Origin of the sequence: Kosakonia sp. MUSA4 (assembly GCF_013085925.1) — a bacterium.
GTDB lineage: Bacteria > Pseudomonadota > Gammaproteobacteria > Enterobacterales > Enterobacteriaceae > Kosakonia > Kosakonia sacchari_B.
In genome coordinates this window covers 1,257,258-1,271,411 of sequence record NZ_CP025697.1, presented here as the reverse complement: position 1 = coordinate 1,271,411, position 14,154 = coordinate 1,257,258, and the positions used below count along the sequence as shown (strand labels likewise).

The following is a 14,154-nucleotide window of genomic DNA, read 5'->3' as shown; positions in this document are numbered from 1 at the left end:
TGTTACGCCTGCCGGGTAGTTTTTACGCCAGATATCCTTAGCAACGCCGCCACAGTCGCTAACTTATGCCAGCAACTGTGGTTGGCTCAATCTTGCCTCTTCGTCGTAACGCGTAGGATTTGGTCGCGAGAGAGCAGATACTGCTTTTTTATTTATCCGATTCAAGATAATCAGTCAGAAAAGCCTGGGCATTTCCTTCGGAGGAGTATGCTTTGCTGTAATATATTGGTATCGCTTTATTTTCTCCCGGCAGGTTAAGCTCACCCCACCCATGACTATTAAAAAACAAGACGGTAAATTTTTCCCCATCAACCTGTGTGTAAATATATTTTTTTGCCCCCACATCATCCACATTCATTAAATGTATTTTTTTATTCCATGGATGATCAATATCAGTCACCTGCACAATTAATTTTTTCTCTTCCGGTTTACCATAACGCAGTGTCCATACAATGACGCCTTCAGCCCCTTCATAAGCCTTGACCCTTTCAGCCACTTCCGGTCGCGCCACCTGATTTACCGTCGCCGTTTCCTCAGCGTGAACGAATCCAGGCATCGTAATCGCTACAGAGACAGCAACGGACAATAAAAATTTTTTCATCGATAACCTCAAACCTGACATTATTAACATCAACTAAAAACAACCAATGTATTACCACTCAACCGTAACGTTATTTTTATCCAACGAAAATCAGCATTCATTTTCTGCATGATAAAATAAAGTTTGCACGCTGCTTGATCTAATAAAATATCCTTTCCGGGAAACCCTCAGGATAAACTCATCACTGACACCTGATTTACTCACGTTATATTTGAGATCATTTATCACCTGCCAAACCCGCTGAGCTGACGCGCGAAGGCCGTTTCGTTCCCAGACATCAACCATCAGCATGTCATCAGAAACAACGTTATTAACCCCATGATTCAATAGATATTCCAGCAAGTACGACTGGGTTTTTCTCAGAGAACCAGGTTTCGCCGTACCATAAAGGCAGATGAGTCTTTTTGTTCTACAGTCATAAATCACTCTCTTTTCGATAAGGAAGCCCATGACTGAAAGCGCTCTATTTTCCTTGTCTGGCATACCCCTCCTTAGCGCTTACACAGATGTGTCCATCGCACGACTTTATCGTCAAAATAAAAACAACGCGCCGTATGTTATTCGCATAATAAATAACATTTATTTCTTGCATGTGAACACTATTAATATTCACATAGCAGTAATCCCTGGTTAACTGCCGCAAGATAAAAGCATGTTTATTTCATTAAGACAATAACAAAGCTTCAGTGGCAATAACTAAAAACAATCCACTTTAGCAGGAAGATTTAACCAAACAAAAAACCGATCTCAAGGATAAAAAACAACCAGAAATTACGCACCACTAACATCCAGCCCCTTTGCCTTATTAAAATAAAAGTATTAACCCATATTTTTATAAAATAAAAACATCAATTTCCAGAATTTTTCCGGAATAAATAACACATTCATCGAATCTATTGCGAAAAAAATGACGATATCCAGCTAATTTCCTTTGGTCGCTCGCACTTGCTGAAACCACAGGATTGACTGCCGCTGGCGATATAATCCGCCCATTCACGATGGCTTAATGATTAAGCTATACGCGTGCTGCCCGTCGCGGATTAAATCAATGAGGAAGGAGATCGCTATCGGGACATCCTTGTCCCTCGTTCTGCGACGCCGTTGTCTGGTTGGCATCGCGTTTGTTCAGAACCGTCAGGTATTCACCAGCACACCGGAGGCAAGCTGCGGCGAATTTTCCCGCCGGGCGTGTTCAGTGCGGAAAACGCTCATCAGCGCGACCAGATTCCGGGATTGATCGCGCAAATGATCGACCGCCGAACTGGAGGCGCCCACCAGCGCAGCATTCTGCTGCGTCACCTGATCGAGTTGGGCAATCGCATCGTTCACCTGCGCAACGCCCAGCTCCTGCTCCTGGGTGGTCATGCCGATTTCGTTAATCATTTCCGCGACATGGTGCGACTGCTTAACCAGCTCGCCGATGGTGGAACCGGCATTGTTGACAAGCGTAGCGCCGTTATCCACACAATCAATACTGGCCTGAATCAGCCCTTTGATCTCTTTCGCCGCCGTGGCGGAGCGCTGCGCCAGTGAACGCACCTCCCCGGCGACCACGGCAAAACCGCGCCCGTGCTCACCGGCACGCGCTGCTTCTACCGCCGCATTAAGCGCCAGAATATTGGTCTGGAAAGTGATGCCGTCGATAACAGCAATGATCTCGCCGATTTTGCGCGCACTCTGGCTGATCTCGTCCATGGTGCGCACAATGTTGTCGATCGCTTCTCCGCCTTTGGCGGCAATGTCGCTGGCGGCGGTGGCCTGCTGGTTGGTGACGCGTACCGTGTCAGCATTCTGGCGAATGGTCTGGCCGATTTGCTCCATTGATGCCGCCGTCTGTTGCAGGCTGGCCGCCTGCTGTTCCGTGCGCTGGCTGAGATCCATACTGCCCGCCGCCACGCCGCTGGCGCCTGCCGAGATTGATTCGCTGCTCTCACGAACCTGCGCCACAATGCGGTTGAGGCTTTGACGCATCGCCTCCATCCCGGCCAGCAGGCTGTGACGATCGCCAGCCGCCAGCGTCACCGGCATTGCCAGATTGCCCTCGGCGATATCGTGTACCACACGCAGCGCATAAGCCGGTTCACCGCCCAGTTGCCGCTTGATAAGCCGCGTGGCAAACCAGGCGATCAACACGCCAAGCAGCGTGGCCGCTGCCGCCAGTATCAGCAGCAGATCGCCGGATGCGCGCGCACCGCCGGTGCTCTCCGCCGCTGCCGTGGTCGTGCTGGACTGCTGGCGCTGGATCATCAAGGTGATTTCATTAAACAGTTGTGCCTGAACCGGTTGCAGTTTATCCACCGCCATCGACTGGGAGTCGAGCATCTGGCCATTTTTCGCCATGCTCACCGTCTGGCGCACAACCGCGACGTATTGCGCCTGCGTCTGTTTAAAACGATCCAACATCTGCTGGATATCGCTGTCCTGAATATTCTGCTGTAACTGTTTGACCAGCGTGTCGATACGCTGGATTGCCGCTTCGGTGACCTTCTCTTCGGCCTCCTGTTTATCGGCGTCATCCTGGAACACCATAATAAAGGTCGCTTTGGTGGCGTTATTTAATGTGTCCTTTAGCTCCTGCATCGCCAGCAGGTTAGTCAGATGATATTTCTCGTAATATTCGATGTGTTTGCTGGTGCTGAGTAATTGTGTCCGTCCAAAAATCGCCACCAGAAAACTGATCACAATAATGGCGGCAAAACCGGTGCCTAAAAGCGCACCAAGAGAGAAGGGTTTGATGACTCGCATAGTGTCCCTCGTAGTGTTTCAACGAATTCCGCAAGCTGTGTAATGGGTGCGATTTCACTATACGAAGGCTATAACCTTACGGAAAATATGAAATTACGATGGGCGGCAGCGTCTTATCAGGCCGACTGCCGGGGTTTATTGCCGGTGTAATCGCAGGATAAGCGCTGGCAATAAAAGGAACCGCCCAATAATAAAGAAGAATCCGGGTGCACCGCCGTTACCCACAGTGATACGCAGTTAGAGTATTTGTTGGTGAAATGCGGGTTCCTTATTACTTATTAACGATTCACATCTCTGGAGGGATTCGCTTAAGGTGCGTTGCGGTCAATGATGATGTTGCAGGCAATACTGCAATCGCGTACTGACGGTCTTTCATGGGTGCCAGACAGACGGGTAAAAATCGAACACTGGTCGATGTTATCCGTTATGCCCGGATCTGGCCGGTGGCCCTGGCGGCTAACGCCGAAGCAGGGAGTCATCCTGGCTCCCTTTTTTCTCAGTCAATAACGTTACGATCTTAATTCACCTCACTTCTACGGCGTAGTGGTAGTAGTGGTGGTGGTAGTGGTTGACGTGTTACTACCGTTGTCCCCGCCGCCCAATGCCAGCAATGCCAGCCCGGTGACGGCGGCAACACCCGCGACACCCACCCACGCCGAATTTCCAATGGCGCTGTCGGAAGCATTACTTCCCGCGGCAGAGCCTTCGGCTACAGGAGCTGCGTGTGCCAATCCAGAAATAATAAAACTAACGACCAAAATAATGCGATGTAAATGCGTCATGTCCAACCCTCATATTTTATTGGGAGCTTTCGCACTTTAAATCGCCATCACAAAATAAGATCGCAAATTAAGACATTCCTCGACAATATGGAAACAATTGGGAGATTCCTCAGTTCTATTTAATTATCTAAACGAAGCGGCAACATCTTGCATAAAACAAAAATAAGAATATCCTCAGTTAACAACTTTTTGGCAGTATGATACAGATCAAACTAGAAAGAGAAGAAGGATCGAAAGCAGAAACCATTTTTTTACTCGCCAATGTTTTTACACACAGTTTCATACGATCCGGGAGGATGTTAACATGGGAAGAAATATAGATATCGTATTGTTCAAAATTAATTGCTCTTATACTAAAAAAGGTATAATTCAATTAGTGAAAGAAATTAGAAATTGCAGTGAAATACATATTGCCATTAATTTTAGTGCGCCTTTTTCCAACCGAGGGATGCTGGTTGTGACTAAAGGTCATTTTTCACCGTTTACTCTGGTACATACACCTATCATTGTGATCCCCGATAAAATACAAGTGGATGTTTTAGCTGACATTTTAACTGAATTTATAAATGGACGCGTCAGTAGCCATGTAAAAACCATTCGACTGGGTCGTCGAGAAATCGCAATACTGAAGGGCATGATATTCGAGAAGAGCGACGATGAGATATCTAACCTATTGAGTATTAACAAGAAAACGGTTTCATCTCATAAAGACAACATTAAGAAGAAAATCTCAGCCAACTCCAGAATTGATATTTTCTACGCTTTCAGTATTTTTCCATTCAAAGATAGTGGACTGGCAGAAAATGAGGATGAAATAATGCCCTTCCCCCAGCAAAAAACGCCAAATCGTAGATTGGTGGCCTACGGCTGATCATTATCAGAAGTTTAAATAAAAACCTGATGTTCATAACGTAAACCATAATAAATCAGTATTGCGATATATCCTCTGTACCTGTTTACGTTCGAAACAGACAGGGTAAAAACATAATAGTAGTAAGACTATCGTCGGTAATATTTCTTGGTGTTGCCGACGTTCCTGGCACGGACCACTTTTAAATGCTTATAGAATGAAAAAGCGATTATAACCAGTAGCACACCAATCACAGTCAGTTCGATGATGATCATTTTGTGTACTCCAGAGAGAGGATGCTTTATTTACTGATGAACAGCGTTAAACGTCAATAGTTGATACAGAAAATAAGACTGGCCTCACTACAAACGTTGAACGTTATTTTGAAAACACTTATTCATTTAAAAACAAGAGAAAATTACTATGCCTACTAACCTTTGTAGTATGACAGCCCTGCGCCACTATTATCTGCGTATTTTACGCCGCTATTCTTCGCTCAATGCGGTCGAAGAAATTTATGAATTTCGGCGCCAAAAACTGACCGGAATTGAACTGGAAGCGCTGATCAGTGCCAGCGATCATCGCCGTGCCGAACTTGTTCACCGCTGCCGCTGGCTGAAAGTCCCGGCCAGCGCATGGCGCAATGTGTAGGTCGCTGAGCGTTATTCATTCGCCTTGGTTATACAAAAAGAGTCTTGTATCAGTGGTAAACATTCTTAGTCGCCTGCCGATAGCTTAAAAGCCTTTTGTGACATTGAGGTTGAGCAGGACAAAAAATGAAAAGACATCCCCTTTCTTGCAGGGCGCTAAAGGCGGCAGGTTATGACCCGAACTCCAGCGTACTGGAGCTTGAGCACAGTAATGGCCGCGTTGAGCAGTATCTCGGCGTACCACCGAAGATCTGGCAGGGTTTTTTGATGAGCCAGCAGCAGGAAACGTACTTCCGCGAAAATATTGCCAACAGCTACTTAAAAATCACCGTTGAACAGGCGCATCGCAGCCGCTTTTAGTCTGTAACACGGTCATTTTTAGTGTTTTTGTGTTAACGTTGTCTCCCCGCGCAGACGACGCGGCTTCCTGTTGACTAAGGCTTTTGACAACGTAAGAGGGTCTATGAGAATTGGTATTGCTTTTCCGGTGCTGGTTTTTATTGTAGCGGTCGCTTTCCTGGCCTGGTTTATCCTTGGCGGCTACGCCAATCCGGGTTCCTGACGTCTTTCCCCGCCCTCCGATGTATGCCGACGGCGCTTTCGCCAATGCCGTATCCGCTTACAGAAAATAAGTAAAACCAATGGAATGAATGAGCCTGCCGTTCCGTTAGCGGGTGTAAAATACCGGACAAGTACGTTTACCGGAGTGGTTCATGAATATCATTGAAATCATCATGTCGGCGGGCAAGGTTTCCGTGGATGTTGCGCTGTATACCTTGCTGCCGATCATGGTGGTGATGCTTATCATAATGAAGTATCTGGAGGAAAAAGGGGTTCTGGATGGCATTGTTCGTCTCACCTCCCCGGTATTAAAGCCTTTTGGTATCAGCGGAATGGGGATTTTCGCCCTGATTCAGCTTAATTTCGTCAGCTTTGCCGCCCCGCTCGCCGCGCTGGCGATTATGGAGCGCCGCGGAACCTCTGACCGCCATCTTGCCGCCACGCTCGCCATGTTGTTCGCCATGGGCCAGGCGAATGTGTTTTACCCTCTGACTCCGTTTGGCCTGCACTGGGGCATAGCGATTGTGATTTCGCTGATTGGCGGTCTTGCCGCCTCAACGCTGACCTGGTATGTGACGGGACGCAGGCTCTCTGCCGCCAACCTGCGCGATGAAGAGGGTGAACTGAATAAAGATAAGCCGCGCGCGAGTTTGATTTCGGTGATTAACGGCGCGGGCGCAGATGCGATTCGCCTGTCGCTGGGGTCGCTGCCAATGCTGCTGTTATCGCTGACGGTGGTGGGCTTACTGAAAGCGGCAGGCGTGGTAGAAGCGCTGACGTCGCTGTTAACGCCAATGCTGGCGTTCTTCCATATTTCCACGGTATATGTGCTGCTGACGCTGACCAAATGCCTTGCGGGCGGAACGGCCTATTTTGGCGTGGCCTCGGAGATGGCGCAGCACGGTCAACTGACGGCGCAGCAGATCAACGCCTCGGCGGGCTTCCTGGTGCAAACCCTCGATTTACCGGGGATTGGCATTTTCCTCGGTATCGCCAGCCGCTTTGTCCGCCTGTTCCGCTTTGTACTGCCCGGCGCGATTGTCGGCATTCTGGTCCGCACGCTGTTACATGTGATGGTGTTTTAACGCAGGAAAAGCACAAGGGCACGATTTGTGCCCTGCTGAGTTTGTTGCCACGGTAGCGCTATTTTCCCAGCGCGGCGGCCATTGCGGCGCTGCATTTCATCGGCTCGAATTCCACAACCTCGAAATCGGCCACACCTTCACGGTAAAAGGGATCTTCTTGCAGCAGCGCATCCAGCGCCGGGCGGGCCAGCGCGCGGGTTAAAATCACGCCGCCGCTGCGCGGGTTCGTTGGCCCGGCCGCCAGAAAATAGTCCTCTTTAAAGCACGCGTCGAGATACGTGCGGTGCGCCTCAACAAAGCGATCGACCTCGCTTAACGGTTTTTTATATTTCAGCGTTACGATAAACATGCGCAGACTCCTCTCTATGAATAGTTAATTATCAACACGTTACGGTGCAGTATTCATAAGGGTTATATTGCGGTTAAATAGCCGTTCAGGCTATTGCCATTTTTAACCCAGTTGAGACCGGATTTGCTGTGGACATCAAACTGCTGCGATCGTTTACCGTTGTTGCCCGGCTTGAGCATATCGGCCAGGCGGCTGAAAGGCTGAATATCTCTTCATCCCCGCTGAGCCGACAAATTCAGATGCTGGAAGATGAATTAGGCGTCACGCTGTTTCATCGCGAGAAAAAACGCCTCCATCTGACCACCGAAGGGGAAAAATTTCTCGACGAAGTGGGGCCTTTTCTCCAGCACTACGATCGGCTGAAAGATCACGCCAGACATCTGGGTCAGGCCAACGCCGGACGTATCGATATCGGCTATGTCGAAGCGGCCATTCACTCACGCCTGCTGCCCGATGCGCTGGCAAAATTAGCGCTACCGCCAGAGATCGATATCAAGCTGCATTCGATGCGTTCAAAACAGCAGCTTGAGCAGCTACAGGCGCGGCTAATTGATGTGGCGTTCTTATACACGCTGCCGCCGTCAAGCGACGCGCAGTTTTGCCAGAAAATCGTCCTTACCGAGCCGGTGCTGCTGGCGATGCCGAAAGAGATGGCTCTGTCCGCGCCCACACCCGCGCAGCTTGAGCAATATCCGTGGATAGCCGAGCAGGAAAACCTGAACCCGGCAGCGCGCGCGCAGTTACTTCGGGCCTGTCAGGAAAAAGGCTTCACCCCGCGCATCAGCCTGGAAGTTTCCGGCCCGCTGGCCGCGCTCTCTTGTGTCGAAGCAGGACTGGGATTCACTTTTATTCAGCAAAGCCTGGCGCGCATTGCGTCGGAGAATGTGGCATTAGTGGCTTTGCCATGGCTACCGCTGGAGATCGCGCTGCACCTGGTGTGGAGAAAAAATGAAACAAAGCCGCTGGTGCAACGTCTCCTCGCGGCTTTCGATTAGCGCCGCTTACCGGGCCTGGCGTGGATTCACTCCCCCAGGACCGGCTTGCGTACGCCATCAGGCAAAACGTTATTTCTTCACCGTATCTTCGAGGAAGAAGCGACCGAGCGGATTCTGATAGAAACCTTCGATATTTTTCCGGCTCACGTTGCGATACGGGCTGTAGTAGAGGTCGATCCAGTTCACGTCGGCTTTGGCCATTTTTTGCAGATCGATATACATCTGTTCGCGTTTTTTCGGATCCATTTCAACGCGAGCCGCAGCGACCAGCGCTTTCACCTTGTCATTCTTATAACGCGTCATGTAGTTCATGTTCGCATCATGGCCCAGCACAAAGGTGGTTTTCTGATCCGGGTCGAGAATATCGTTGGTCCAGTACATCACCGAAATATCGTATTCGCCCGCCACCAGCATGTCCCAGCTCTGGCTGGGATCGACTTTTTGCAGGTTGACCTTCACGCCCGCTTTCGCCAGTTGCTGTTGCAGCAGAATGGCGATCTGCTCATCCACTTCATCCCCGGCGTTAACCACATAATTCAGCGTTAAATCGGAAGCGCCAGCGGCTTTCAGCATCTGTTTGGCTTTTTCCGGATCATAGGCGCGACGCAGGTTATCGCTGTAGTGATACAGCGCGCCAGCCGGAATATAGGAGTTCGCCACCTGGCCGTAACCAAAGGTCACGGTCTTCACAATCGCATCTTTGTCGATGGCGAAGTCCAGCGCCTGGCGCACTTCCACTTTACCGAGCGCGCCGTGCGAGTGGTTGATCAACAGATGATCTTCACGGGTTGACGGATCCAGCTCCACCTTCAGATTGCTGTCTTTTTGCAGTGAGGCAATGCGCGAGAACGGCACCGTCAGCGCGGCATCCAGCTCACCGGCCTGCACTTTCAGCATGCGGGTGTTGTCATCGGGAATGGTCAGCCAGTCCACTTCGTCGAGGCTGACGTTCTTCGCCTGCCAGAAATTCGGGTTCTTCACCAGCACGATTTTCTCGCCGCGCACCCACTCTTTCACGCTAAACGCGCCAGAGCCGACCGGTTTTTCGGCAAACGTCTCTGCCCCTTCGTCCTTCAGCGCTTTTTCCGAGATCACCGACGCATTCGGCAATGCCAGTTGTGACAGGAACGGCGCAGACGGCGATTTCAGCGTGACGACCAGCGTGCGCGCATCCGGCGCTTCGGCTTTCTCGATAATGCTGTACGAATCGCGCCACAATGAACCGGCATCGTCACGAATACGCAGCAGGCTAAACGCAGCATCGCTGGCGCTCACCGGCGTACCGTCGGAGAATTTGGTGTCGCGAATTTTAAAGGTATAGACCTTGCCGTCCGGCGAAATGCTCCAGCTTTCCGCCACGCCTGGCTCCAGTTTTGTGCCGGTTTTATCCACCCGCACCAGCGGATCAAAGACGTTAGAAAACACCCAGTTGTCGGCGTTTTGCGCCGATTTGATCGGGTCGAACGTGGTGCTGTCTTCGCGACGGCCAATGGTTAATACGCCTGCCGCCTGCGCCATTTCGCTGACCACACTGAGCGCCAGAAAAACGCTGGCCGCCAACAACTTAACATGCCTGTGCTTCATCAAAAGATCTCCTGGTTAAAGGAAAAACAGTCTCATCGCCTGTGTGGGTCAACACACAGGAATATGCGTGATCGGCAATCTGCCGGGTTGGAGGTAACGCGCCGGTGCGACACTGCACCTGCGCATAGGGGCAGCGCGGATGGAAAGCGCAACCCTGTGGAATGGATAACGGGCTGGGCGGTTCGCCGCCGAGCGGCTCCGCGGGCAGCGGTTTATCAGGATCGATTTCCGGGATTGCCGCCACCAGCGCGGCGGTATAAGGGTGACGAGGCTGCGTGAACACCGCTTCGGACGGGCCTTCTTCGACAATGCGCCCGAGGTACATCACCGCCACGCGATCGCACAGGCGGCGCACAATCGCCAGATCGTGCGCGATAAACAAAATCGCCAGCCCCATCTTTTCGCGCAGCTCCATCAGCAGGTTAACGATCTGCCCCTGAATGGAGACATCCAGCGCCGCCACGCACTCATCCGCCACAATCAACCGGGGTTCGATCGCCAGCGCGCGCGCAATCCCGGCACGCTGGCACTGCCCGCCGCTGAGCTGGCCGGGCCGGACCTTCGCTTGCTCCGGGCGCAACCCGACTAACGTCAGCAGTTCAGCCACCCGCGCATTCACTCCGCTGCGCGGCACTTTATGATGCACGCGCAACACTTCCGCAATGCTGTCGCCGATGGTCTGGCGCGGATTAAGCGAGGCGAAAGGATCCTGAAAAATCATCGCCGTTTGCAGGCGCAACCGCGCCACATCGCTCTTCAGCCCATGGGTAATGCGGTGTCCATCGAAACGAACCTCGCCCGCCGTTACCCGCTCAAGCTGCAATAACGCCCGCCCCAGCGTGCTTTTGCCGCTGCCGGATTCGCCCACCAGACCGAGGGTTTCCCCGGCGTGAATTTTCAGTGTCACGTCATTCACAGCGTGCACCATCCGCCTGGCACCCATCAGGCCGCCGGAAACCGGAAAGGTCACGCTGACGTTGTCCGCCTCTAACAGGGGCCAGTTTGCTGATGTCGTCATGCGCCCTCCCGCAGGCTAAGTGGTTGTAATGCGTGATGGCAGGCCGCCGCATGCGCCAGTGTATCGCGCCCCTGCCGCAGCGCAGGCTGTTGCTGACAAGCTGCGCTGGCGTACTGGCAGCGGGGATGAAAGCGGCAACCGGCCGGGAAGTTATCCGCCACCGGCGGCTGGCCGCTGATGGTCACCAGTCGCCCCTGCCCGCCTTCGCTGGCCGGCTGGCAATCAATTAATCCACGGGTGTAGGGATGCAGCGGCTGCGCCAGCACATCGCGCTTACCGCCCACTTCGCACAGCCGCCCGCCATACATAACGGCGATGCGATCGCAGGTTTGCGCCACCACACCGAGATCGTGGGTGATCATGATCACCGCCAGCCCCAGTTGCTGACGCAAATCGCTGAGCAGACGCAGGATCTGCATCTGCACGGTGACATCCAGCGCGGTGGTTGGCTCGTCGGCAATCAGCAGCGACGGCTCAGGTGCCAGCGCCACGGCGATCATCGCGCGCTGGCGCATGCCGCCGGAAAATTCATGCGGATAGTTATGAACACGGTTTTGCGGATCGGGAATACCAACCTGGCGCAGCAGTTCTTTGGCATCTTCCCGCGCCTGTGCGCGGCTGGCGCCGAAATGACGGCGGCGGCTTTCGGCAATTTGCTCGCCAATGGTCATCACCGGGTTGAGGTGGCTGGCCGGGTTCTGGAAAATCATCCCCATTTCGCGCCCGCGCACCGCCGACATTTGCGCTTCGCTGAGCGACAGTAAGTCGCGGCCGCCCAGCCGCACTTCGCCGCCGGTAATGGCCAGCCCCTGGCCCGGCAACAGCCGCATCAACGCGCGGCAGGTCACGGTTTTCCCGGAGCCGCTCTCGCCGACCAGGCCGAGCATCTCGCCAGCATTCAGCGTAAATGAGACTTTATCGACCAGCGCGATATCCGGCTCGCGGGTAATGGTCAGTTCTGAGACTGTCAGCAGTGTCATACGCGCGCTCCCAGTTTATCGCCGAGGCCATCGGCCAGCAGGCTGAAGCCCATCGCCAGCAGCACAATCGCCAGCCCCGGAAAGGTGGTTATCCACCACGCGGTGGTGATAAAGCTCTGCCCCTCCGCCACCATCACGCCCCACTCCGCCGTAGGCGGCTGCACGCCCAGCCCAAGGTAGCTGACCGCTGCGCCGTTCAGCAGCACCAGCACGCAATCGGACATGGAGAACACCAGCGCGCCGGTGATGGCGTTCGGCAACAGATGGCGGAACAGAATGCGCGCGTGGCCATAGCCAAGGCTGCGCGCCGCGACAATGAAATCCCGCTGTTTTAGCGTCAGCACCTGCGCACGCACCAGCCGGGCGTAAGAGACCCAGCCGACCATCGCCATCGCAATGTAGAAGCTGCCCAGCCCCGGCCCGAGGATGGCGATGATCGCCAGCATCAGCACCAGAAAAGGAAATGCCAGCACGATGTCGATCAGCCGCATAATGGTCGCATCCACCACACCGCCGAGATAACCGGATAGTGCGCCGAGCGTGGTGCCGAGCAAAAACGGGAAGATAACCCCCAGCAGGCAGATTTGCAGATCCACCCGCGCCCCCCACAGCACGCGCGAGAAGATATCGCGACCAAAGTTATCGGTGCCGAACAGGTGCGCGCCGCCGGGGGGAAGCAGGCTTGATGTGGCATCCTGCGTAATGGGATCAAACGGTGCCAGCCACGGAACAAACAGGGCGATAAACAGCCACAGCCCGACAATCACTATCCCGGCGCGCAGCGCGTGCTGGCGTGGGATCGCCCGGCGGCGTAACCCGGAAATCACGCTGAGAGCACTCATAATTTCACCCTCGGATCCAGCGCCACGGTCAGCACATCGGCCAGCAGGTTGACGACCACGGTCGCCAGCGCAAACACCATCACCACGCCCTGCACCACCATGTAGTCGCGGCTAAAAATCGCTTTCACCAGCAACTGGCCCAGCCCCGGAATGGCGAACACGCTCTCAATCACGACCGTGCTACCAATCAGCCAGCCAATATTCACCGCCAGCAGGTTTAGCGTCGGCACCAGTGAGTTGGGCAATACGTGACGCCAGAAGATACGGTTTTCGCGCTGGCCCCGCGCCCTGGCCGCTACCACATAATCACTGCTCATCTCCATCAGCAGGCTGGCGCGCAGGTTGCGAGTCAATACCGCCGACAGCGCCAGCGCTACCGTCAGACACGGCAGCACCATATGGTGCAACTGGTCGGCAAAATCGCTGCCGTAACCGGAAACCGGGAACCAACCAAGCACCACGCTAAAAATGATGATCATCATGATGCCGAGCCAGAACGCCGGAAACCCTAACCCGGCAGTGGTGAACAGGCGGATCAGTTGATCCGCCGCCCGCCCGCGCTGCCGCGCTGCCAGCGAAGCCAGCGGAACCGTGAGCATCACCGCCAGCAGCACGCTGCCCAGCACCAGCCACAATGTCGGTTCGAGCCGCGAGTTAATCAGCTTCAGGGTATCGACGCGGTAGACAATCGATTTGCCCAGTTCCCCCTGCAATAAATTGCGCAGGAAGTAGCCGTACTGCACCCATAACGGTTCATCAAGACCAAACTGCGCACGGATACGCGCCAGCGCCTCTGGCGTACTGCGTACGCCGAGCAGAATGCGCGCCGGATCGCCGGGAATCGCCCGTACCATTGCGAAGGTGATGATGCTGATCCCAAGCAGCACGGGCAGCAGTTGCAAGGGTCGAAATAATAGAAAACGGTAACGATGCATCAGCGAACTCCCATGGTGCATACGGTGGTGAAGGTTAAAAAATCGCTCCGCCGTAGTGCAGCCCTGCGTCATAAATTTGCACCCGACCAACCTTAGCGGGCGTTTTCTTTACGCTAACGACATCATTCAGGGCTGGGTAGTTAGCAAAAATACTAGTTTTACCTTTCCCGCAGGACG

At 53.4% G+C, this 14,154-nt stretch carries 16 protein-coding genes; 6 read left to right on the top strand and 10 right to left on the bottom strand.

Translation table 11 applies throughout. The features are described 5' to 3' along the window. Positions 1-148: 148 nt before the first annotated feature. The 4 genes from C0557_RS06035 to yjbE form a co-directional block, all read right to left on the bottom strand. Positions 149-601, bottom strand: a complete 453-nt coding sequence (locus tag C0557_RS06035; RefSeq protein ID WP_208657844.1) for a hypothetical protein — start codon at positions 599-601, stop codon at positions 149-151. 90 nt (positions 602-691) lie between these two features. Continuing rightward, positions 692-1,084: a winged helix-turn-helix domain-containing protein gene (locus C0557_RS06030; RefSeq protein ID WP_208657843.1), complete on the bottom strand. Its 393-nt coding sequence runs from the start codon at positions 1,082-1,084 to the stop codon at positions 692-694. 651 nt (positions 1,085-1,735) lie between these two features. After that, positions 1,736-3,346 carry a methyl-accepting chemotaxis protein gene (locus tag C0557_RS06025; protein ID WP_208657842.1) on the bottom strand — a complete coding sequence of 537 codons (1,611 nt, stop codon included), beginning with the start codon at positions 3,344-3,346 and terminating at the stop codon, positions 1,736-1,738. 533 nt (positions 3,347-3,879) lie between these two features. Further along, positions 3,880-4,128, bottom strand: a complete 249-nt coding sequence (gene yjbE, locus C0557_RS06020) for an exopolysaccharide production protein YjbE (protein ID WP_074776777.1) — start codon at positions 4,126-4,128, stop codon at positions 3,880-3,882. Between the two features lie 304 nt (positions 4,129-4,432). Between yjbE and C0557_RS06015 the strand changes: the two genes are divergently transcribed. From C0557_RS06015 to C0557_RS05995, 5 genes are all read left to right on the top strand, one after another. Next, positions 4,433-4,999, top strand: a complete 567-nt coding sequence (locus tag C0557_RS06015) for a LuxR C-terminal-related transcriptional regulator (RefSeq protein WP_208657841.1) — start codon at positions 4,433-4,435, stop codon at positions 4,997-4,999. A gap of 402 nt (positions 5,000-5,401) precedes the next feature. Further along, positions 5,402-5,629 carry an Hha/YmoA family nucleoid-associated regulatory protein gene (locus tag C0557_RS06010; protein ID WP_208657840.1) on the top strand — a complete coding sequence of 76 codons (228 nt, stop codon included), beginning with the start codon at positions 5,402-5,404 and terminating at the stop codon, positions 5,627-5,629. A 125-nt stretch (positions 5,630-5,754) separates the two neighbouring features. Further along, positions 5,755-5,988 (top strand): KTSC domain-containing protein, encoded by a 234-nt coding sequence (locus C0557_RS06005; RefSeq protein ID WP_074776774.1) that lies wholly within the window; start codon positions 5,755-5,757, stop codon positions 5,986-5,988. A 103-nt stretch (positions 5,989-6,091) separates the two neighbouring features. Beyond that, positions 6,092-6,190, top strand: a complete 99-nt coding sequence (locus C0557_RS06000) for a YoaK family small membrane protein (protein ID WP_035889721.1) — start codon at positions 6,092-6,094, stop codon at positions 6,188-6,190. Between the two features lie 151 nt (positions 6,191-6,341). After that, entirely contained in the window at positions 6,342-7,274 is a 933-nt protein-coding gene (locus tag C0557_RS05995; protein ID WP_208657839.1) for a nucleoside recognition domain-containing protein, read from the top strand. A gap of 58 nt (positions 7,275-7,332) precedes the next feature. Here the strand turns inward: C0557_RS05995 and C0557_RS05990 are convergent, their stop codons facing one another. Further along, positions 7,333-7,623 (bottom strand): YciI family protein, encoded by a 291-nt coding sequence (locus C0557_RS05990; RefSeq protein WP_208657838.1) that lies wholly within the window; start codon positions 7,621-7,623, stop codon positions 7,333-7,335. Positions 7,624-7,751: 128 nt separating this feature from the next. Between C0557_RS05990 and C0557_RS05985 the strand changes: the two genes are divergently transcribed. Continuing rightward, on the top strand, positions 7,752-8,618 hold the full coding sequence (locus C0557_RS05985; RefSeq protein WP_208657837.1) for a LysR family transcriptional regulator: 867 nt from the start codon (positions 7,752-7,754) through the stop codon (positions 8,616-8,618). A 69-nt stretch (positions 8,619-8,687) separates the two neighbouring features. Here C0557_RS05985 and C0557_RS05980 read toward each other — a convergent pair whose 3' ends face one another. From C0557_RS05980 to C0557_RS05960, 5 genes are read right to left on the bottom strand one after another with little or no spacing between them, the layout of a single operon-like run. After that, positions 8,688-10,202, bottom strand: coding sequence for an ABC transporter substrate-binding protein (locus tag C0557_RS05980; RefSeq protein ID WP_074776770.1), 1,515 nt, complete (start codon positions 10,200-10,202; stop codon positions 8,688-8,690). Further along, positions 10,183-11,220 (bottom strand): ABC transporter ATP-binding protein, encoded by a 1,038-nt coding sequence (locus C0557_RS05975; RefSeq protein WP_208657836.1) that lies wholly within the window; start codon positions 11,218-11,220, stop codon positions 10,183-10,185. Before C0557_RS05975 ends, C0557_RS05980 begins: the two co-directional genes overlap by 20 nt. Beyond that, positions 11,217-12,200, bottom strand: a complete 984-nt coding sequence (locus C0557_RS05970; protein ID WP_208657835.1) for an ABC transporter ATP-binding protein — start codon at positions 12,198-12,200, stop codon at positions 11,217-11,219. Before C0557_RS05970 ends, C0557_RS05975 begins: the two co-directional genes overlap by 4 nt. Further along, positions 12,197-13,042: an ABC transporter permease gene (locus C0557_RS05965; RefSeq protein ID WP_208657834.1), complete on the bottom strand. Its 846-nt coding sequence runs from the start codon at positions 13,040-13,042 to the stop codon at positions 12,197-12,199. Before C0557_RS05965 ends, C0557_RS05970 begins: the two co-directional genes overlap by 4 nt. Continuing rightward, a complete protein-coding gene (locus C0557_RS05960; RefSeq protein WP_074776767.1) occupies positions 13,039-13,977 on the bottom strand; it encodes an ABC transporter permease in 939 nt (312 codons plus the stop codon). The genes C0557_RS05965 and C0557_RS05960 overlap by 4 nt, the downstream gene beginning before the upstream one ends. Positions 13,978-14,154 lie beyond the last annotated feature (177 nt).